Below are 19095 nucleotides of genomic sequence, written 5' to 3'. Positions count from 1 at the left end.
CGAAATCGAGAAGCTATTTGGTTCGTGACACCGAGGGAACGTGTATGCACGATGTTGTGGTGGTCGGCGCGGGTCCGGCTGGGTCCCGGTACGCGCGCCAGGCGGCGAGTCAGGGACTCGACGTGGTGGTGTTCGAACAGGGGGAGATCGGGAAGCCGCTGGCCTGCTCGGGCCATGTGAGCACAGATATCTGGGAGTTCACCGAGGACGCCCGCGACGAACTGTTCCAGAACGAGATTTCCGGTGCGCGGTTCCACACGGGCGGTCCCGGAAGCGCGGACCACCCCTTCTACAAGGACGAGGTCATCTCGAACGTCATCGACCGCGTCGGGCTGGACAAGCACCTCGCGGGGCTGGCCCGCGACGCCGGGGCCGAGGTTCGCGAGGAGCACTCCGTCGTCGGCGTCACCGAGGACCAAGACGGCGTCACTGTAGAGGTTCGCGGCCCCGACGGCGTCGAAACGCACCGAGCGAAGATGGTCGCGGGCTGTGACGGGCCAAAGAGCCGCGTCCGGCGGGAGCTCGACCTCCCGGAACCCGACGAACTGCTCCACGGCGTGCTCGGGTTCAGCGACGAGGTGGACCACAGCGATTTCGTCGACGTGCACCTCACTGTCCCGCGCTTTTTCGCCTGGCGCATCCCGCGGGGCGAGGCCGGCGTCGAGTATGGGCTGGCGGTGCCGCCGGGCGACGACGCCCGCGGCCGCTTCGAGGCATTCGTCGACGGCTACGGCGTCGAAACCGACCACCGTTGTTCCGGGCTCATTCCTATTGGCCCGCCGAAGCGGGTCACCGGCCGGCGGTCGTTCCTCATCGGCGACGCCGCGGCCCAGACCAAGCCCTTCACCGGCGGCGGCATCCGCTACGGCATGACCGCGGCCGACCACGCGGCCCGAGAGATCGACCCCGTAGACCCGGCGACGCTGGGGGAGTACGAGCGAGCGTGGCGTGATGACCTCCGGCAGGAAATTCGGCTGGGTCATGCGGTTCGGGCCGGCTATTCCGCACCGGAGCCGATACAGAAAGCGGGCATGAAGGCATTCGAGGGCGAAATCGGTGTCCACATGGACCGGCCGACGACGCTGTTCTCCCGCGAGCAGTTAGCGGCGCTGTTCTCCCGGTCCTGACGGACGTGTTACTCCGCTGTTGTGTGCAGATAACGTTTTTACCGACCGATGGAAAAGGACGGGCGTGGTAACACGCCGACGAACCTACGTCCTCGCGGGGCTGCTCGTTCTCACCGGCTGCCTGACCGCAGTCCTGCTCGCACGGGTGCTATCGACTATCTTCTTTGCAATCACGGTTGCATACGTGCTGTTTCCCGTCTCGGAATGGCTCGGACGCCACGGGCTCACCAAGCGGCTGTCAGCGGCGGTGACGACTGGTATCGCCTTTATCAGCGGCACACTCATCGTCGTCCCGCTTGGTGCCGTGCTGTATCTCCGTCGCCGTGACCTGTTTACGTTCTTCCAGCAACTCCCACCGATGGTGACCATCGATGTCGGCGGGTTCAGCTACCCAATCGAGATCGACCCAACGCTGACAGCAGCCCGAGAGACACTCACGGCTATTGCGGTGGATCTGGCAGCTGAATCGCCCGTGCTCGCGTTGAAAGCCGTGCTGTTTACCATTCTCGTCTACGCGATGCTCTGGCAGCCACAGGCTCCGAAAAAGGCCGCCTACCGCACAGTGCCGGCGTCGTATCACGAGGTCGTCAACCGACTGCATCAGCGGCTCCGTGGAACACTATACGCGATTTACGTTCTTCAGGCGGCGACGGCGTTCGGGACCTTCGTCGTGGCGTGGGTCGTGTTCTGGCTGTTGGGCTACCAGGGCGCGTTCGCACTGGCGGTGGCTGCGGGCATCCTGCAGTTCATCCCCGTCATCGGCCCCAGCGTCGTCGTCCTTACCATCGCTGGCGCGGACATCATCAACGGCAATATCACTGGGGCGATACTGGTGACCGTGTTCGGCCTCGTCTTCGTCGGCTTTCTCCCCGATGCGGTTATCAGGCCGAAACTCGCCCGCTACACGACCGGCCTCCCAGCCAGTCTCTACTTCGTCGGGTTCACCGGCGGCGTGTTGACGCTTGGCGTCATCGGCTTTATCGCCGGTCCGGTCGTCATCGCACTGCTGGTCGAACTGTCGTCGCTGCTGACGAGCGAGCGACAGGGAGAACAGCAGAAACTCACCTGAGTATCGCGCCGGTTCAGTTCGTCTCCAGCGGCCGCCCCTGTGCCTCCCATTCGGTGAGACTCCCTTCGTAGAAGTCCACCCGCTCGAAGCCGAGATGCCGGAGAACGACGTACGTGTGACTGATTCGCCGAGCGGTGTTACAGTAGAGCACGATGCGTTTCTCGGGGACGATGCCCGCGTCTTCGAGAACTGACAGTGCCTCGTCCCGGGGCAACAGGCCCCGAGTCTCGTCGTCAACGAGGTCCCGCCAGTCCAGCAGAACCGCCCCGGGGATGTGGCCCGCGTCGTACTCCTCGTCCTCGCGGGTGTCGACCAACACCGCATCGGGGTCGTCCGCGGCGTCAGCGACCGCATCCGGGCCGACCAGCGGCGTCGAACCAGGTCGCGCCACCTCGTAGTCGGTCGGCTCGACGGGCGGCGTCTCACTCGTCGTCTCCCGTTCGAGCTGCCAGCTGGAGAAGTCGCCGTCCAGCAGGTGGAGCCGGTCGGGGTCGTGGCCGAACAGTTCCGCGGTGACCAGAAACCGCGCGGCGAAGACGCCATGGTGGTCATCATACGCGACGATATCGCTCTCCGGCAAAATGCCGGCCTCCGAAAGCAACTGCGCCCACTCGTCTTCGTCGGGTAGCATCCCCTCGCCGGCATCGGACTCCGCGCCGTGTTCGTCCGCCCGGAACGAATCGAAGGGGACGTTCACCGCGCCCGGGAGGTGTCCGAGGCCGTCGTACTCCCACGCGTCCCGCACGTCGACCAGCCCGAGGTCGGCACCCCGGCTCGATACCCACTCCGCAGAAACGAAATCAGTCATCGTCCACGCGTAACCGCTCCGACCGCTTGAAAACTCTCATCATGGGCGGTCGAAGATGGATGCAAATACCGCCGCATTTCGTGAGCGCACAGCAGCGCTTACAGCCGGACATGGAACGCCATGGCCCCTGTCCACTGGGCGGCGGAGGTACTGGGTAGCGATACCCCTCAGTAGAGGCAACGTCTGCCGACACGGTGGACGAGTGGCCGAACATGCCGAAAGTCGTAGTAATATATGTCTGGTAGACTTACGCTTCGATGCATTATGACTGAATACGCTAACGACGTGCTCGTTTCGGCCGACTGGGTCAGCGAGCATCTGGACGAGTTCCAGAGCGACGACCCTGCCCACCGACTGGTAGAGGTGGACGTCGACACGGAACTGTACGACGAGAGCCACGCACCCGGTGCAATCGGGTTCAACTGGGAGACAGATCTTCAGGACCAGACCACCCGTGACATCCTCGACAAGGAGGACTTCGAGGAGCTGCTCGGTGCCCACGGCATCAGCGAGGACTCGACAGTCGTCCTCTACGGTGACAACTCCAACTGGTTCGCCGCCTACACATATTGGCAGTTCAAGTACTACGGCCACGACGACGTGAAGCTGCTCGACGGCGGCCGCGAGTACTGGGTCGAGAACGACTACGAACTCACCGACGAAGTGCCCGAGTTCTCCGAAGTCGACTACGAAGCCGCCGGCCCGCGCGAGTCCATCCGCGCGTACCGAGAGGACGTCGAGAACGCTATCGAGCGCGAACTACCGCTCGTCGACGTTCGCTCGCCCGAAGAGTTCTCCGGCGAGATTCTCGCACCGCCTGGACTTCAGGAGACCGCCCAGCGCGGCGGCCACGTGCCCGGTGCCCAGAACATCTCCTGGGCGGCCGTCACCAACGACGACGGGACGTTCAAGGACTACGACGAGCTTGAAGAGCTCTACGCCGAGTACGGCATCGACGGCGACTCCACGACAGTCGCCTACTGCCGCATCGGCGAGCGCTCCTCTGTCGCCTGGTTCGCCCTGCACGAGCTGCTCGGCTACGACGACACCATCAACTACGACGGCTCCTGGACCGAATGGGGCAATCTGGTTGGTGCGCCTATCGAGAAGGGCGAAGCTGAGTAAGCGTAGCGCACGAAGCGTCGAATCGAAGCGGCGACCGTATGGGAGCCGCGGAGAAAGGCGAAGCGGACGACTAAGCGAAGCGCAGGAGTTCGCTTCGTAGTGGAACGGGGAGCCTGAAGGGCGACCCGTGGGACAGGCGAAGCTGAGTAAGCGCAGCGCACGAAGCTTCGAATCGGCGCGACAACGGCTTACATTCACATTTTTCTGGCGCAATGTGAGAGTGATAGCGTCGCTGAGACAGTGACGCCCGTTCCGGACGGCTATCTTTCGGCCGGAAACGACAGCGATGTTCCCAACCGTACATTCAAGTCAGATGCGCATCCTACACGCGAGTGTGGACCGAACGGAACTCGAACGGGACCTCCGCGACGCCTTCGACGCAGACCCGGATATCGTCACGGTCGTCGCCAGACAGGCGCGGGACCTCTCGGAGTCGGACCAGTTCGTGACCGACTTCGGGGCTGAACTGACCGTTGAAGATGTCATCGACAACCTCGCGGACGCGCCCGAGGACTATCAACTCGCCGAGCGATGGAACTGGTGGCTGGGTGCACTTGACCTCTCACACGGCGGCTACGCGCGGTTCAGCGTGCGACAGGATATCGACAAAACATCCTGACCTGCCGCTGTCGAAATTTCTGTGCGCGAAAAACAGTGCGACGCCAGTCAGTGTACGCTAAGCCCGTGTGCCTCTCGTGCGTGTTCGAGGAGTTCCTCCGTCGTGTCGAACTCCTCACCGCAACTGCACGTGTGGTACGTCGTCGGGGGTTGCTGGCGTGTCGCCATGACAAGTGAACTATAAGCCCCGAGTATAATAATTGTTTATGCTAGCGTGATAACACGGCCCAGTAAATGTGTTACCCACACACAATACAATACTCGAAAGCTGTTCCATAACGGTTCATAGCCGCTAAGCACTCGGATATGGTCCTGTTCTAGTTCGTAGATATGCTGCCTGCCCGGCGGTCACCAGCACGCTTCGCGCAGAACCGACGGACGGAAACGGACGCGACGCCTCTGTCTGCATAATGGATGTGCAGTTTCTCGGCGGGGCGGGTGAGATCGGCCGGAGCGCCGTCCTCATCGACGAGTCGCTGCTGCTGGATTTCGGGATGCTGACCGACTCGCCGCCACAGTTTCCGGTTCGTACGCCGTCTCCGGACGCCGTCGTCGTTTCCCACGGCCACCTCGATCACGTCGGGACCATCCCAGCGCTGGTGTCGGGCGACGCGCGGCCACCGATTCACTGGACGCCGCCGACATACGAACTGGCAATGACGCTCGCGCGGGACACGCTCAAACTCCACGGGGGGACGGTCAACTGTCCGTTTACCGAGACCAACGTCAGACGGGTGACGCAGGTGTCGGAGACGCATGGCTACCGCGAGTCGTTCGAGGCCGCCGGCTACGAAGTTACGTTCTACAACGCTGGCCACATTCCGGGGAGCGCACACGTTCTCGTCGACGACGGCGACACCCGACTGCTGTACACGGGTGATTTCCACACCGATGACCAACGTCTCGTCTCGGGGACGACAGCACGTCCCGACGCGGACGCGGTCATCTGTGAGAGCACCTACTCCGATGTCGATCACGACCCCAGAGACACGGTCGAGGGACGGTTCGTCGAAAGCGTCGAAACGACGCTCTGGGAGGGCGGCACCGTCGTCGTGCCCGCCTTCGCCATCGGTCGAACGCAGGAGATGCTCCTCATCTGTGAGGCGCACGACATCCCGTGTTACGTCGACGGAATGGGGAAGCAGGTGACCGAGATGCTCGGGCAGTACCCCGAGTTCGTCCGCGACGCGGACGCGCTTCAGCGGGCGAAATCCCACGCTCGGTTTGTTACGGGCAAGGACGGCCAGCGCAAGCGTATCACCGATCAAAAGGCGGCTATCGTCACCACCAGCGGGATGCTCTCAGGCGGCCCGGCGATGACGTATATCCCTGAAATCCGCGGAAATCCGATGAACAGGATCACGATGACCGGGTATCAGGTCGAGGGAACGCCGGGACGAGACCTCATAGAGACAGGGCGCGCCGAGATAGACGGCCGGATTATGCCGGTCAGCGCACGGGTCGAACAGTACGACTTCTCGGCACACGCCGACCGGGACGGGCTGTTAGAATACCTCGATAGCTACCGTGATACGCCGGTACTCGTCAACCACGGCGACCGCTGCGAAGCGTTTGCAGCCACGCTCCGCGAGGACGGCTACGATGCAGCAGCGCCCGAATTAGGCGCGACCGTTACGGTTTGATAGACGACGAGAGGGCACTTTCAGCCGCTCTCGTCCGTGTCCTCGGCGGCGCGCTGTTTCAGCCACTCGTCGAGTAAGTCGCGGATTGCGGCGTCCCGGTTGTCGCGGTGGTCGGCGAACGCCTTGTCGTCAATCGCGTCGAGCAACTCCTCGTCCAGTTCGACCTCAATCGATTCGAGGTCAAGAAACGCTTCGTCCATTGATTACGGGGAGTTGAACGGCCAGAGAAATATATCCTCGTCAGACAACCGTCGGTCAGTCGCGTGACGGGGATTGGCGACGGCGTCTCAGTGCGATGTAGGAGAACCGGAGTGCTGGCAGTCCGGGGTGGGCGGCGCTGCCCGAAAACGACTCGGAGAGTCGGCCGGATGGATACGTATGGACCAGACGCATCTCGGTTTCGACCGCTACTTCGAGGTCGTCATGGAGACTGCGGAGGCACGGGCCGCCGAAATGACTGTCGAGCCGGGCCGGTCCGTCGGCGGGCCGGAGAACTACCACGCCGACAGCGACCAGTGGCTGTTCGTGGTCAGCGGCACCGGCGTCGTCACTGTCGATGGTGACACCCACCGCGTCGACGCCGGCGACCTCGTCCGCATCGAGGCCGGGGAGCGTCACGGCATCGAGAACGACGGGGACGAGCCCCTGAAGACAGTCAACTTCTACACGCCGCCACGCTAGCCGTCTCAGGCCTCGATGTCGGCGACTATGAGACGCTTTCAGCGTCAGGCGACGCCGGCCGCAGCGTCCATCGGGTCCTGGATATCGCCGACGACCTCTTCGAGCAGGTCCGTGACCGTCATCAGCCCGACGACTGCGCCGTCCTCAAACACGAGCGCGAGTTCCTGACGCTCGGCCTGAAACTGGTCGATAGCGTCGCTGACGGTCGTGTCAGGGGATATCGTCATCGGCGGCGAGGCGACGGTTTCGAGGTCAATACCGTCAAGCAGGCCCCCGCTGCCGGCCTGTTCCTCGCGCTCGTCGACGAGCGCAGGGATATAGACGATGCCGTGAAAGTCCTCAAGCGTCTCGCCGACGAGCGGGTATCGGGTGTGGGGCGTCTCGGCGATTCGCTCGGCGTTGGTCGCATCGTCGGCGGTCGGCGACAGCGCGACGATGTCCTCGCGGGGCACCATCACGTCGCCGACCTCGCGGTCCCCGACACGGAACGCCGCCAGCACCTCCTCGCGGCGCTCGTCGGGCACGTCGCCGCGGTCGAGGACGGAGCTGAGTTCGTTGCGGAGTTCTGCCCGGGACTCGATGCTGTCGACCTCTGCTTCGAGCCACGCGCCGGACATCTCGACGCCGAACAGCCCGAGCGTCCACTTGGCGACCCCGTCGCCGACGGCGATAATCGGCGAGATGGCCTTCGCGAAGTAGTACAGCGGTGTCGCGCCGTACCGACAGACGAACTTCGCGCGCTCGACGCCGAGGTACGTCGGGGTCTGCTCGCCGTGGGTCAGGTGGACGAGGTTGATGAGGAGGAAGGCGATAGCGCCGCCGAGGCCGACGCCGGCCAGGACCGACGACTGGAAGTACGGCTCGAAGATGGCCGCCAGCGCCGGCTCGGCGATGATACCGACTGCGATGCTGGAGGCGGTGATGCCGACCTGACAGCTCGTCAGGTAGATCTCGAGGTCGTCGGTCATCTCCCAGGCGCGCCGAAGGCCGGGCTCGTCGAACTCCGACTCCGTGTACTGTCTGGCTCTCGTCAGCGCGAACTCGATGGCGACGAAGAAGCCGTTTGCGAGGATCAGGGCGACCCCTGCAAGCAGTCTGGCTGCGATCTCGACTGGTTGCATGTGCCGGCGGGGTTCACGTTCCGGCGGTGAAAAAGTGGGGATTACGAGCCCCGTCTGTATCGAGACAGTGCTGTCAGTCAGCCCCGAAGTCGTACTCGACGCCGGTGAGGTCGGTCGAGACCTCCCAGAGCCGTTCGGCGGTCGCCTCGTCCCGGGAGGCCGCGTTCGACTGCTGGAACTCGGGCGAGCCGCGCATGTCGAGCAGGCCACCGGGGCCGACGTACTCGCCGCCGATGACATCCTCGGCGGTGGCGGCGTACAGCATCGGGAGCGCACCCTGTTCGGCAGATTGGGCCAGCACGGCGTTGGCGACGCCCATGGCCGCGGTACGCAGCGTCGACCCCATCTCTCGGGGGCCGCGGAACTGGAGGTCGGTATCGGCGTAGCCGGGGTGGCAGGCGACGCTTATCACGTCGTTCCAGCCGTGGTTACCGAGGCGGCGCTGGAGTTCGTAGGCGAAGAGGAGGTTGGCGAGTTTGCTCTGGCCGTAGGCGGACCACTTCCCGTAGGAGCGCTCGCGCTGGAGGTCCTCGAAGTCGATTTCACCCATCTCGTGTGCGCCGCTGGACTGTGTGACGATTCGAGATTCGCCGTCGGCGGCCCGGAGCAGGTCCAGCAGGTGTCCTGTCAGGGCGAAATGGCCCAGATGGTTGACCCCAAACTGCGTTTCGAAGCCATCAGCCGTTTCACTCCGAGGAATGGCCATAACCCCGGCGTTGTTACAGAGGATGTCGATAGCGTCGTAGTCATCCCGGAGCCCCTCGGCGAACGACGCGATGTTCGATAGGTCTGCCAGATCACACTCTCGGACATCGAGCGTCGCGTTCGGAACGGCCTCTCGGATCTCCGTGGCGGCCGATTCACCGCGCTCGACGCTCCGGCAGGCCATCACCACTGTCGCGCCTCTGCGAGCAAACGCCTTCGAGCCTTCGAGTCCCAGCCCGCTGTTTGCGCCGGTCACGACCACAGTTCGGTCCGTCAGCGGGGGCATATCTTCGATAGTCCAGCCTGTCATTGACATCGTTACGGGCGCGAGGCACTGAAACCCATCGACGACGAGAGAGTGAGTGTCTTATGCCGTCGCCCCCGCGTTCCAGTCATGAGCGACGTGTCGATTACCGTCTACACGCGCGAGGACTGCCATCTCTGCGAGGAGGCCATCGAAACAATCGAGCAAGTCGCCGACGACGAGGGAGTCGCTATTGCGCTGGACCTCGTCGACGTTGACGAAGACACTGACCTGCGCGAGGAGTACGGCGAGCGCGTTCCCTACGTCTTCGTCGACGAGTCGCCGGCGTTCAAGTACCACGTCAACGAGCGGGAGTTGCGCGAGAAACTGCAGCAGTTAGCGTAGCGGCCTGTGGCTTCGATAGCCCCTCCGTCGCAGCTAACACCGCAATTTATTGATTCTGGGATAGATCTCACCGCTGATGCCCTCCAGTATCAGCAACGCCGTGTTCAGCGAACCGTCCGGGCCACGGATTGCTCTCGTCCACTTCGCTGGCTCGCTTGTTTTCTCCAGTCTCTACGTGTACGCCTGGGTTACCGAGGGTTCCGTACCGCACAACTGGTTACTCGCGATGGTCGTCGGAACCGGGTTAGCGGGCGTAGCGGAGGCGTTGCCAAAGCACAGGCGGCAGATGGCCGGCGTCTTGCGCTCGGTCGCCATTCTCGTTTTTCTCTGTCTTGTCGGGACAGCCATCATCGCGCCCGACCTCCTCAGCACCTGACATCAGCCGCGAGTCAGGCTGTCTCGGCGGCTACCACGAGCAAGCCAGTGCTATCGCCCCTGCTTGACGGCACTGTGTAACGTATCCGCCGCTGCCGCAGGGTCCTCAGCCTGTGTGATAGCGGTGATAACAGCCACACCGTCGGCCCCGGCGCTGATAACCTCGGTGGCGTTTTGGGCCGTGATGCCACCGATACCGACGAATGGGATATCCACTGCCTCGGCGATAGCGGCGACACGGTCGGTGCCGACGGCGTACTCGTCGTCGTCGATGTCGTCTTTCGAGCCAGTGGCAAACACCGCGCCGACACCGAGGTAGTCCGCGCCGGCGGCCGCGGCCGCTTCAGCGTCTTCGACAGTCGAAACCGAGCGCCCGATGAGCGCGTCGTCACCCAGAAGCTCTCGCGCAACGGGAACTGGAAGGTCGTCGTCGCCGAGGTGAACCCCGTCAGCGTCGAGTGCCTGCGCAATATCGACACGGTCGTTAACAACGAACGTGACGCCGGCCTCACGGGTCAGTTCCCGCAGTTCCTGCCCGAGTTTGTAGCGTTCGCGCGCTGTCTGGTCCTTCTCGCGGAGTTGGACGACGCCGATACCGCCGTCAATCGCGTCCGCGACGATTTCGTCGGTTGTCCGACCCGCCGAGAGCGACGCCTGCGTGACGAGGTACACGTCCCAGTCGACCATAGCGGGTCTGTGAACCGACGGGTCTTGGATGCTGTGCGTTATGACTCCGTCTCAGCCGCCGATCCCGCTGTATCCGCGTCGTCGGTGCCGGTGCTGACGTCGGCGAGCGCGCCGTCGCGGACGGCCATCCGAAGCCCAAATTCGGCGATATTGCCGCCGTGTTCCGCCGTTCTGGCGAGGCTATCGAGGGCGCGCGTGAGCCGATAGTCGGCGTCACCGGACTCGAACAGCTGTCGGTCGAGACTGGTTATCCGCTCTCGAACATCCCGGCGCGTGGCCAGTGCCTGTCGAGCGGTGTCGACACAGGCGTCGCCAATGATCATTCGGACGGCGTCCTCGACGACGGCATGGACATCCTGTGCAATGTCGTCGAGGGCTGTGATAATGCGCTCGTCGGGTTGGCCGTCAAGCCGGTCGGCGACAGTGCCGATACGCTCGGCGTGGTCGGCCACGCGTTCGAGTTCGTTCGCAGTCCCCCAGAGAGTGAACAGTTCGGGGCGGGTCAGCCCGAGTGCGTCTATCTCGTCAAGTCGGGCCAGTCCGCGCTCGAAGTAGCGGTCGATCATGGCGTACAGCCGGTCGGCCTGGTCGTCCCGGTCGGCCCACCGGTCGCTGGTCGTTTCAGTCGTCAGCGCGGCCATCGCATCCCGGTGCATCGACAGGGCGACGAACTGGAGCTGGCGGACCGATTGACTGACGGACACCTCGCCAGCGTCGAGCAACGTCTGGACTGTTACTGTTGAGTCGGTCTCCTCGGCGATGGTGACGCCGGTCAGGTTCCGGGTAACGCGTTCGATGGCTCGGTGTTGCTCGTCGCTGTAGCCATCGGGGACTTCGAGGACGACGGACTCGACGCCGGCGGCGTAGGCCGCCCGCAACAGCTGCTCGATTTCCGCCGGGTCGTCGTTTCCGACTTCGAGTGTGAAGCGGTTCCGCGGCGTTGTCTGTGACTCGGGAGTCTGAATCACCAGAAGCCCGTCGATGTGCGTGTGGAGGTTCACCGTCGTCCCGGCCGTACAGTTCTCCGATTCGGCCCACTCTTTCGGCAGTGAAACGGTGTAGGTCCCGCCGCCGACGGTCTGTATCTTTCGGGTTTCCATGCTTAGTAGATGAGTTCCGAATCAGTTTCGACCATATACAGCGTGCGCGCCGCGATGTTGACGGCGTGGTCACCGACCCGTTCGAGGTCCCGAACCGTCAACAGGAGCCGGGACACGTCGTCGAGAAGTTGCTCGACCGCCCAGCCGTCGTCGGTGTCGGCCTCCCGTTCGATGAGGTCCCGAGCGACGGTCTCGCTAGCCCGCTGACAGAGCGCATCGAGCGCGTCGTCGTCAGCCGCGATAGCGCGACACTCCTCGACGTCTTCCCGCCGGTACGCGTCGATGCTGCGCTCGACCATCTCGGTAGCGTCGCGGCCGATGGTGTCGACATCGACTTCGGGGGCCAGTCGGCGGTCGGCCGACTGTGCGTAGGCCGCGAGGTTCGTCGCGAGGTCGCCCACGCGTTCGAGGTCGGTGATGATCTTGAACGAGGCGGCGACAAAGCGGAGGTCCGTCGCGACCGGCTGCTGGAGGGCAAAGAGGTCGATACAGTCGGCTTCCAGGGCCAGATACAGCTCGTTTATGTCCTCGTCACCGTCGATGACGGACTGCGCCATCTCCGGGTCGACGGTCCGGAGGGCAGTGAGTGCCGCCTCGAGTCGCTCGACGACGAGGTCGCCCATCTCGACCACGTTCTCCCGGAGTTCGTCCAGCAGTTGCTGGTACGACTCGCGTGACATGGGTTACCCGAACTTGCCGGTGATGTAGTCTTCGACGCGCTGGCTCTCGGGGTTCTCGAATATTTTATCCGTGTCGTCGAACTCGACCAACTCGCCGCCGGTGAGGAACACGGCGGTCTGGTCCGAGATGCGAGCGGCCTGTTGCATGTTGTGCGTGACGATGACGACTGTGTACTCCTCGGCCAGCTCCTCGATGAGGTCCTCTATCTGTGAGGTTGCGATGGGGTCCAGCGCAGAGGCCGGCTCGTCCATTAGGATGACCTCGGGGTCGACGGCGATAGCGCGAGCAATGCAGAGCCGCTGTTGCTGGCCGCCAGAGAGGTCCAGCGCGGAGTCATCCAGGCGGTCCTTGACTTCGTCCCACAGGGCGGCCCGTTTCAGCGACTGCTCGACTTTTGCGTCCAAGTTCTCGGTGTTACCCTGGATTCGGAGGCCGTAGGCGACGTTGTCGTAGATGCTCTTCGGGAAGGGGTTGGGGTGCTGGAACACCATCCCGATGCGTCGCCGGAGCGCGACGGGGTCGACGTAGTCGTCGTAGACGTTCTGGCCGTGGAAGTACAGGTCCCCCTCGACGCGGGCGATGTCGACGAGGTCGTTCATCCGGTTGATACACCGGAGGAACGTCGACTTCCCACAGCCCGACGGGCCAATCATCGCGGTGACGCGGTTCGAGGGAATCTCTATCGTGATATCCTGCAACGCCTGCGTGTCGCCGTAGTATACATCCAGATTCTGGGATTGAACTACCGACTCAGTCTCAGAATCCACTGTTTGGTTGTCGGATTGTTCCGAGAGCCCCCCACCGCCGGGGTCCGTCGAGATGAGCTGGTCAGTGTCGCTTTGCTGTGCCGTCGCGGATTGGTTTTCGTTTGCCATTATAGCTCCTCCGTTTCGAACTTGTTTCGCAGTAGAATGGCGATAGAGTTCATCGTCAGTAGAACGACGAGCAGCGTCACGACACCCGCCGCGACGACGCCATGCTGGAACTCCGCCGACGGGTACGACGACCACGCGAAGATCTGCATCGGCATCGCCGTCGTCTTGCTGAACAGGCCCGAGGGCGGGCTGAACTTCGTCGTTGCAACCCCGATCATGATTAACGGGGCCGTCTCGCCGATAGCCCGGCCGAGCGCCAGAATCGTCCCCGTCAAAATGCCGGGAATCGCGCGCGGCAACACGATGTTTCGCGTCGTCTGCCATTTGGTCGCCCCCATACCGTACGAGGCGTTCCGGATCGAATCCGGGACCGCACGGATCGCCTCGCGGGCGGAGATGATGACAATCGGGAGGATAAGTAGCGAAAGCGTCAGCGCGGCAGTGATGACGGTCCCGAAGCCGAGGCCGACGAGGTTCGCGAAGACGGCCAGGCCGAGGATGCCGTACACGACCGACGGAACGCCGGCGAGATTCGAGATGTTGATACGGATGAGTCGTGCAATCGCGGCCCCCGGTCCGCTATCGGGGGCGTATTCTTCAAGGAAGATCGCCGCACCGACGCCCAGCGCCAGCGTGATGAGTGCCACCAGCACGATGATGAACACAGAGCCGATAATCGCCGAATACAACCCGGCCTGGTCGGCGAACCGGGATGGGTTCGACGTGAGGTACTGCCAGTCGAACCACGGCGTCGGGCCACTCAGCCCGAGCGCATCGGTCACAATCAGGAGCAGACCCACACCTCCGATGAAAATGCCGGGGCCAGCGAAGCCGACGCGGTTCTCGGGGGCCGCGAGGTTCTTCCAGGCGACGATACCGAGTGGGGTAACCAGCGTCGAGAGGAATATCAGCCAGACCGACCGGGAGACCAACGGCAGCGTGTCGATGAGCGGGACAGCGAAGAACGCGACAGCGACAACGAGCCCGGCCGCGAAGTTGCCGTTCCCGAGTTCCAGATAGTCATCGATAACGTACCGCGCTATCACAGCGGCCGGGAGTACGAGCGAAAGCAGGTAGACGAACGGCCCGCCGATGAGAGACTCAATTTGTGTGAGCGTATCGAGGGTGAGCGTCCCGATGATCGGCCCGGCAATCAACACGCCAAGCATGGCCAGACCAACCCAGGTAACCTCGGGACGGGCGCGGTTGTAAAGGAATAGTCCGACCAGCGGGGCGACGACGGTCAGGAAGTAGGCGAACCAGACTGCCGGTCCCGCAATAACCTCAATGACGGCAATAACACCAAAACCGGCGAGAAGACCGCCCATAGCCGTCGATACCAGTTCCAGCGCCACTTCGCCGGCGACGGTGTTCCGGCGGGCATACGCGACGAAGCCAAGCGTCGGGGCGACGACACAAATCACCAGCGCGCCGTACCACGCGATTTCGGCGGTTGCAAGTCCGAATGCGTCCCAGAAGACGTACAGCAATAACACGCCCAGCGCGACCAGTCCGAACAGCGACGCGCCCAGCGTCAAGTACTCGAAAACGGCCCCTTTCGTCCGGCTAACGGACTCGAACGTGGTTTCGCTCGATGTTGGTGTCGCCATTATTCGTAGTCCTCCTGGTATCGCATGGTAATCACGTCACTCACGACGTTCAGCACGAACGTCATCACGAACAGCGTGAGTCCGATAGCAAATAGCGCTCGGTAGGCAGTCGTGCCGCCAGCGAGGTCGCTAGTTCCCAACTGTACAATAGCCGAGGTCATCGTCTGTGTCGACTGGAAGAAACTGTTCAGCAGTCCCGAGATGCTGTCGGGGAACCGGGCCGACTGGCCCGCTGCAACCACCACAATCATTGTCTCGCCGATGGCCCGCGAGAGCGCCAGAATATACGACGACGCGATACCCGACACCGCTGACGGAATGACGACGCTTGTCGACACCCGGTATTTCGTCGCACCAAGCCCGTACGCGGCGTTCCGTATCGATTCGGGGACAGCACTCATACTATCCTCACTTATCGAGGAGACCATCGGGATAATCATGATACCCATCACGAGCGAAGCCGAGAGGGCGTTGAACGTTCCCAGTTCCAGTCCCGGGATTGCGTCCAACAGCGGTGTCACGTACACGAGCGCGAAGTACCCGTAGACGACCGTCGGAACGCCAGCGAGGATTTCCAGCAGCGGCTTGAGTACGGCACGCCGTCGGTGGCTCGCGTACTCACTCAGATAGGTCGCGGTGAGAAGACCGACAGGGAGAGCGACCGCCGCCGCACCGACCGTGATGAGTAACGTTCCGAACACGAGTGGAAGAACGCCGAAAACGGTCGGCTGGATAGCTGGACTGAACTGCGTCCCGAGCAGGAACTCCCGTATCGGAACCTCACCGAGGAACGTGAGCGTCGGGAGGACCAACGCGAGAATAATACCTATCGTCGTGAGGACCGAGATCGCCGCACAGACGAAAAAGACGACTCCATAGATCCCTTCACGGAGGTCTTGTGACCCTCGGTCCCCGGACAAATCGATTGTATTTGACATGTATTGTCTGTGTGGCGTATAAAAACAGAATCCGGGAAGGTTACGAGTTCGCCTCTTCGATGGCGGAGTTAAGCTCGTCAAGTTCCGTCTGCATCTCCTCCTGGCTGTTCGGAACATATCCGACCTGATTGGCGACGAGTTCCGTATTGGCACTCTGTTCGACGAAGTACCGACAGAATTCGGCAATGTGTTGCTCCGAAAGCGCACTCATCGCAGGATAGGTGAACAGCGGTCGGGAGAGGGGTGCGTACTCGCCAGATTTAGCCGTTTCGAGCGTCGGTTTGACCGGACCGTTGCCGTTATCGACAGCGACTGCCGTCACCTGGTCGGGGTTCTGAGAGTAGTATGCGAAGCCGAGGTATCCGATAGCGTACTGGCTCCCGGTCACGCCCTGAACGATAGTGCGGTCCTGTTCAGTCGGCTCATAGTCCTGCGTGTGGGCGCCTTCCTCACCGTTGATAACCTCGGTGAAGTAGTCGAAGGTACCGGACGTCTCGGCGGCGCCAAAGCGTTCGATTTCCTCGTCAGGCCAGTCGGAGTTGATGTCAGCCCAGGTCTGGCCGGAGCCTGCTTCGGGACCCCAAATCTGGGCAAGCTCGTCGACAGTCATCTCGGTCGCCCAATCGTTCTCGTTGTTGATGATGACGGTTAGGGCGTCCGTAGCAACCTTAATTTCATGTGGGTTGACATTGTTGCTGTTGCAGTTTTGCGTTTCGCTGTCCTTGATGGGACGCGAAGCGTTGTTGATGTCAGACTCGCCGGGGCAAAAGAAGTTCTCGAATCCACCACCAGAACCGGTCGACTGGACGCTAATATCCACGCCGCTGTGCATCTTCTGGAATTCCTCTGCGACAGCGGTCGCGAGCGGGAATACCGTCGAGGAACCTGTGATGTTGATTTCCCCGGAAAGGCTCTGCTCTGTCGCTGTTTCAGTGGATTCTTCCTCGGTGCTTCCACCGTCGGTGCTGCCGCCGTCACCGCTGCTTCCGTCGCCGCTTTCTCCATCACTGCCGCCACTGCTACCGCCCTCGCTACACCCGGCGATTGCAGCAATGCCGGTCGCACCTGTCGTTGCGATGAATTTCCGCCGCGATACGCGGTCTGACAGCCCGTTTGAGTCGTGCGCCATCATCAGAGTCCAGCGGGACAGGTAATAAGTAACCTGCTAAGATAGCTATATCTATGCGGGTATTACTATATAGATATGGTATGACAAGCACCCACAAACTGGAAGACATGTATTAGCGAATACGCCACTATCACTCCTCTAGAACCCCGAATACGACGTATTCCAATGAGCATCCGGGTATATCTTTTTCAGCCGTTTGAATCACCTATACCGGCGAATATCGTCGAATAATCCGCGTCTATCCGGAGAATATATCCTCAAGTATGTGGCCTCCGATACAGTATATAGATATGAATGGATTTATATCATCCCGTGAACGAGTGCCAGTCACATGGAGACACGCAAGGTCCAGGTGACGGGCGGGTCGACATACACTGTCTCACTACCCAAAGAGTGGGCGACAGAAAACGACGTGAGCGCTGGCAGCGTCGTCGAATTCCACGCTGAACGGGACCTGCTGTTGCTCGCTCCGCAGCGGGATAACGGCCGCGTAGAGGGGAGTCTCGACGTAGAGGGACTCGAAAACAGGCACGAGCTCACGCGGGCGGTAATGACGATGTACGTCAGCGGCTTCGACATCATCCAACTCGAAGCGGCCCGGATCACGGCCGAACAACGGCGCATTATCCGCGATGCGACACAGGGGCTGGTCGGCCTCGAGATGATCGAGGAAACGACCGACCGGGTTGTGCTGCAGGACCTGCTTGATTCGTCGGAGCTGTCGGTCCACAACGCAATCACACGAATGCGGTTGGTCTCGCTGACTATGCTCTCCGATGCTGTCGAGGCGCTCATCGAGGACGACGACGACCTCGCGGCAGACGTGATGCAGCGCGACGACGACGTGGACCGGCTCTGGTACATGGTTTCACGCGTGTTCCGAACCGTCCTCCGCAATCCGACGGCTGCCAACGAGATTGGCTTCCCACGTGAGACAGTGTTCGATTTCCAGTCCAGCGCCCGCCAGCTAGAGCGTATCGCCGACCACGCGACCAAGATCGCCAGCCTCTCTCAGGAAATCGGAGGGATAACTGGCGAAACCGCCGACCTCCTCGACCAGCTGGAAGCCGAGGCTATCGCCGTCCCCGAAACCGCGATGGATGCCCTGCTGACCGAAGACTCCGAGGAGGCCGTCAAACTGGCAAACGAGGCCCGGAGCCAGATCCCTGACGTCGACGAGACTGCTCGCGAAGTCGACGGCCAGATCCGCGAGTTCGACCCCCAGAGCGCACAGGTACTGGGCCTCATCGTCGACTCCCTGTCCCGGACCGCCGACTACGGCGGCAACATCGCCGAGAGCGCCCTCCAGAAGGCCGCGCCGCGGCCACAGTCCTGACCACTCGGCGAGATAAACCAGATGCAGCCACCCTGTAGTCTTAGCTTGTCGAAACGATGCAGTGACGACGATGCCGCCTGATCGTATCGAGGCACGCGACGGTGTCAGCGAGTGCCGGACACGTCACCGGGCAGTCGTCGTAGAGATACCGGACAAGGCTAGTCCCGTCAATACCGGAAAGAGCAGCGGTCGATCGGCTGTGAAGCCGTTGCTGGCGGGTCGCTGCCACCGCCTCGCACTCGGCTTCGATCTCTGCGAGTCGCTCGTCGATACTGTCGAGTCGGGCTGGGTCAGTCGTTCGGCGTGCGTTCGCACCGAGTGCGGCCCCGCGGCGTTCACAGTCGTCAAGCGTTGCTCGCACTGACTGTAACGACTCCTGCTCGCGTTCGAGCGCCGGGAGCAGCGTCTCGCGCTCGTCACGTGCTCCCTTACTTGCGGTTAGCAGAGCCTCGTACAGTTGTGGAGTCAGGCGCGTTCCCGTGGCGATCTGGGTGCCGAGTTCCGGGCCGAACTCCATCGACATGTTCGCTTCCAGCGAGTCGTCGTACTCGGCTTCGAAATGCGGCACGGCCATGACCGTCTCTCGGTAGGCCTCCCGAACGGCACGCAGGCTCGTATCGAGTTTCGGCTGGCGGGCGCTGAGTGTCGACATCCCTCCCGCAGATGTGTCGACAGAGCCTGTGGATTGTGCCGTCGGCTCGATAGATACAAGCTGGGTCCGGAAGCGCCTGAACGCCGTCAGTTCTGCCTTGACACAGTCGATTTCTCGTTGAACGACAGCGAGCGCCTGCTCGGTTCGCGGCTGGCTTGTCTCGGAG

At 62.4% G+C, this 19095-nt stretch carries 21 protein-coding genes; 9 read left to right on the top strand and 12 right to left on the bottom strand.

The window, feature by feature from the left end; translation table 11 throughout:
- Nucleotides 1-44: 44 nt before the first annotated feature.
- Together C437_RS00365 and C437_RS00360 are read left to right on the top strand one after the other, a co-directional pair.
- Nucleotides 45-1127: a geranylgeranyl reductase family protein gene (locus C437_RS00365; RefSeq protein WP_004514891.1), complete on the top strand. Its 1083-nt coding sequence runs from the start codon at nucleotides 45-47 to the stop codon at nucleotides 1125-1127.
- Nucleotides 1128-1191: 64 nt separating this feature from the next.
- A complete protein-coding gene (locus C437_RS00360; RefSeq protein ID WP_004514890.1) occupies nucleotides 1192-2196 on the top strand; it encodes an AI-2E family transporter in 1005 nt (334 codons plus the stop codon).
- 13 nt (nucleotides 2197-2209) lie between these two features.
- Here the strand turns inward: C437_RS00360 and C437_RS00355 are convergent, their stop codons facing one another.
- A complete protein-coding gene (locus tag C437_RS00355; RefSeq protein ID WP_004514889.1) occupies nucleotides 2210-3004 on the bottom strand; it encodes a sulfurtransferase in 795 nt (264 codons plus the stop codon).
- 264 nt (nucleotides 3005-3268) lie between these two features.
- Here C437_RS00355 and C437_RS00350 point away from each other — a divergent pair, with 264 nt between their 5' ends.
- The 3 genes from C437_RS00350 (at nucleotide 3269) to C437_RS00340 (ending at nucleotide 6390) form a co-directional block, all read left to right on the top strand.
- On the top strand, nucleotides 3269-4129 hold the full coding sequence (locus C437_RS00350; protein WP_004514888.1) for a sulfurtransferase: 861 nt from the start codon (nucleotides 3269-3271) through the stop codon (nucleotides 4127-4129).
- A gap of 313 nt (nucleotides 4130-4442) precedes the next feature.
- Nucleotides 4443-4748: a hypothetical protein gene (locus C437_RS00345; protein ID WP_004514887.1), complete on the top strand. Its 306-nt coding sequence runs from the start codon at nucleotides 4443-4445 to the stop codon at nucleotides 4746-4748.
- Nucleotides 4749-5157: 409 nt separating this feature from the next.
- Nucleotides 5158-6390 (top strand): MBL fold metallo-hydrolase, encoded by a 1233-nt coding sequence (locus tag C437_RS00340; protein ID WP_004514886.1) that lies wholly within the window; start codon nucleotides 5158-5160, stop codon nucleotides 6388-6390.
- 20 nt (nucleotides 6391-6410) lie between these two features.
- Here C437_RS00340 and C437_RS00335 read toward each other — a convergent pair whose 3' ends face one another.
- Nucleotides 6411-6590: a ribbon-helix-helix protein, CopG family gene (locus C437_RS00335; RefSeq protein ID WP_004514885.1), complete on the bottom strand. Its 180-nt coding sequence runs from the start codon at nucleotides 6588-6590 to the stop codon at nucleotides 6411-6413.
- Nucleotides 6591-6768: 178 nt separating this feature from the next.
- Between C437_RS00335 and C437_RS00330 the strand changes: the two genes are divergently transcribed.
- Nucleotides 6769-7071, top strand: a complete 303-nt coding sequence (locus tag C437_RS00330) for a cupin domain-containing protein (protein ID WP_004514884.1) — start codon at nucleotides 6769-6771, stop codon at nucleotides 7069-7071.
- A 44-nt stretch (nucleotides 7072-7115) separates the two neighbouring features.
- Here C437_RS00330 and C437_RS00325 read toward each other — a convergent pair whose 3' ends face one another.
- Nucleotides 7116-8192, bottom strand: a complete 1077-nt coding sequence (locus C437_RS00325; protein WP_004514883.1) for a hemolysin family protein — start codon at nucleotides 8190-8192, stop codon at nucleotides 7116-7118.
- A 73-nt stretch (nucleotides 8193-8265) separates the two neighbouring features.
- Entirely contained in the window at nucleotides 8266-9207 is a 942-nt protein-coding gene (locus C437_RS00320) for an oxidoreductase (protein ID WP_049919538.1), read from the bottom strand.
- Nucleotides 9208-9291: 84 nt separating this feature from the next.
- Here C437_RS00320 and C437_RS00315 point away from each other — a divergent pair, with 84 nt between their 5' ends.
- Nucleotides 9292-9546 carry a glutaredoxin family protein gene (locus C437_RS00315; RefSeq protein ID WP_004514881.1) on the top strand — a complete coding sequence of 85 codons (255 nt, stop codon included), beginning with the start codon at nucleotides 9292-9294 and terminating at the stop codon, nucleotides 9544-9546.
- A gap of 76 nt (nucleotides 9547-9622) precedes the next feature.
- Nucleotides 9623-9922 (top strand): hypothetical protein, encoded by a 300-nt coding sequence (locus C437_RS00310; protein ID WP_004514880.1) that lies wholly within the window; start codon nucleotides 9623-9625, stop codon nucleotides 9920-9922.
- Between the two features lie 50 nt (nucleotides 9923-9972).
- Here the strand turns inward: C437_RS00310 and thiE are convergent, their stop codons facing one another.
- The 7 genes from thiE to C437_RS00275 are packed head-to-tail and all read right to left on the bottom strand — an operon-like array spanning nucleotide 9973 to nucleotide 16941.
- Nucleotides 9973-10608 carry a thiamine phosphate synthase gene (gene thiE / locus C437_RS00305; protein WP_004514879.1) on the bottom strand — a complete coding sequence of 212 codons (636 nt, stop codon included), beginning with the start codon at nucleotides 10606-10608 and terminating at the stop codon, nucleotides 9973-9975.
- A gap of 38 nt (nucleotides 10609-10646) precedes the next feature.
- A complete protein-coding gene (locus C437_RS00300; protein ID WP_004514878.1) occupies nucleotides 10647-11708 on the bottom strand; it encodes a phosphate signaling complex PhoU family protein in 1062 nt (353 codons plus the stop codon).
- Nucleotides 11709-11710: 2 nt separating this feature from the next.
- Nucleotides 11711-12388 carry a phosphate signaling complex protein PhoU gene (gene phoU / locus C437_RS00295; RefSeq protein WP_004514877.1) on the bottom strand — a complete coding sequence of 226 codons (678 nt, stop codon included), beginning with the start codon at nucleotides 12386-12388 and terminating at the stop codon, nucleotides 11711-11713.
- 3 nt (nucleotides 12389-12391) lie between these two features.
- Entirely contained in the window at nucleotides 12392-13264 is an 873-nt protein-coding gene (pstB, locus tag C437_RS00290; protein WP_004514876.1) for a phosphate ABC transporter ATP-binding protein PstB, read from the bottom strand.
- The gene (gene pstA, locus C437_RS00285) at nucleotides 13264-14874 is read right to left on the bottom strand and encodes a phosphate ABC transporter permease PstA (RefSeq protein WP_004514875.1); all 1611 of its coding nucleotides are present in this window, start codon (nucleotides 14872-14874) and stop codon (nucleotides 13264-13266) included. The genes pstB and pstA overlap by 1 nt, the downstream gene beginning before the upstream one ends.
- Nucleotides 14874-15812: a phosphate ABC transporter permease subunit PstC gene (pstC, locus tag C437_RS00280; protein ID WP_004514874.1), complete on the bottom strand. Its 939-nt coding sequence runs from the start codon at nucleotides 15810-15812 to the stop codon at nucleotides 14874-14876. Before pstC ends, pstA begins: the two co-directional genes overlap by 1 nt.
- A 40-nt stretch (nucleotides 15813-15852) precedes the next feature.
- Nucleotides 15853-16941, bottom strand: a complete 1089-nt coding sequence (locus tag C437_RS00275; RefSeq protein WP_004514873.1) for a PstS family phosphate ABC transporter substrate-binding protein — start codon at nucleotides 16939-16941, stop codon at nucleotides 15853-15855.
- Between the two features lie 331 nt (nucleotides 16942-17272).
- Here C437_RS00275 and C437_RS00270 point away from each other — a divergent pair, with 331 nt between their 5' ends.
- Nucleotides 17273-18277, top strand: coding sequence for a phosphate uptake regulator PhoU (locus C437_RS00270; protein ID WP_004514872.1), 1005 nt, complete (start codon nucleotides 17273-17275; stop codon nucleotides 18275-18277).
- Nucleotides 18278-18317: 40 nt separating this feature from the next.
- Here the strand turns inward: C437_RS00270 and C437_RS00265 are convergent.
- A partial coding sequence (locus C437_RS00265) for a DUF7260 family protein (protein ID WP_004514871.1) occupies nucleotides 18318-19095 on the bottom strand: 778 nt, incomplete at its 5' end.

It is taken from the genome of Haloarcula vallismortis ATCC 29715, assembly GCF_000337775.1.
Taxonomy (GTDB): domain Archaea; phylum Halobacteriota; class Halobacteria; order Halobacteriales; family Haloarculaceae; genus Haloarcula; species Haloarcula vallismortis.
This window is presented reverse-complemented; position numbering and strand designations above follow the sequence as displayed.

Excerpts from the sequence above, each read along its gene's own strand:
- C437_RS00365 (WP_004514891.1), top strand. The coding sequence starts at position 45 with ATGCACGATGTTGTGGTGGTCGGCGCGGGTCCGGCTGGGTCCCGGTAC.
- C437_RS00355 (WP_004514889.1), bottom strand. The coding sequence starts at position 3,004 with ATGACTGATTTCGTTTCTGCGGAGTGGGTATCGAGCCGGGGTGCCGAC.
- C437_RS00350 (WP_004514888.1), top strand. The coding sequence starts at position 3,269 with ATGACTGAATACGCTAACGACGTGCTCGTTTCGGCCGACTGGGTCAGC.
- C437_RS00345 (WP_004514887.1), top strand. The coding sequence starts at position 4,443 with ATGCGCATCCTACACGCGAGTGTGGACCGAACGGAACTCGAACGGGAC.
- C437_RS00340 (WP_004514886.1), top strand. The coding sequence starts at position 5,158 with ATGGATGTGCAGTTTCTCGGCGGGGCGGGTGAGATCGGCCGGAGCGCC.
- C437_RS00335 (WP_004514885.1), bottom strand. The coding sequence starts at position 6,590 with ATGGACGAAGCGTTTCTTGACCTCGAATCGATTGAGGTCGAACTGGAC.
- C437_RS00330 (WP_004514884.1), top strand. The coding sequence starts at position 6,769 with ATGGACCAGACGCATCTCGGTTTCGACCGCTACTTCGAGGTCGTCATG.
- C437_RS00325 (WP_004514883.1), bottom strand. The coding sequence starts at position 8,192 with ATGCAACCAGTCGAGATCGCAGCCAGACTGCTTGCAGGGGTCGCCCTG.
- C437_RS00320 (WP_049919538.1), bottom strand. The coding sequence starts at position 9,207 with ATGACAGGCTGGACTATCGAAGATATGCCCCCGCTGACGGACCGAACT.
- C437_RS00315 (WP_004514881.1), top strand. The coding sequence starts at position 9,292 with ATGAGCGACGTGTCGATTACCGTCTACACGCGCGAGGACTGCCATCTC.
- C437_RS00310 (WP_004514880.1), top strand. The coding sequence starts at position 9,623 with ATGCCCTCCAGTATCAGCAACGCCGTGTTCAGCGAACCGTCCGGGCCA.
- thiE (WP_004514879.1), bottom strand. The coding sequence starts at position 10,608 with ATGGTCGACTGGGACGTGTACCTCGTCACGCAGGCGTCGCTCTCGGCG.
- C437_RS00300 (WP_004514878.1), bottom strand. The coding sequence starts at position 11,708 with ATGGAAACCCGAAAGATACAGACCGTCGGCGGCGGGACCTACACCGTT.
- phoU (WP_004514877.1), bottom strand. The coding sequence starts at position 12,388 with ATGTCACGCGAGTCGTACCAGCAACTGCTGGACGAACTCCGGGAGAAC.
- pstB (WP_004514876.1), bottom strand. The coding sequence starts at position 13,264 with ATGGCAAACGAAAACCAATCCGCGACGGCACAGCAAAGCGACACTGAC.
- pstA (WP_004514875.1), bottom strand. The coding sequence starts at position 14,874 with ATGGCGACACCAACATCGAGCGAAACCACGTTCGAGTCCGTTAGCCGG.
- pstC (WP_004514874.1), bottom strand. The coding sequence starts at position 15,812 with ATGTCAAATACAATCGATTTGTCCGGGGACCGAGGGTCACAAGACCTC.
- C437_RS00275 (WP_004514873.1), bottom strand. The coding sequence starts at position 16,941 with ATGGCGCACGACTCAAACGGGCTGTCAGACCGCGTATCGCGGCGGAAA.
- C437_RS00270 (WP_004514872.1), top strand. The coding sequence starts at position 17,273 with ATGGAGACACGCAAGGTCCAGGTGACGGGCGGGTCGACATACACTGTC.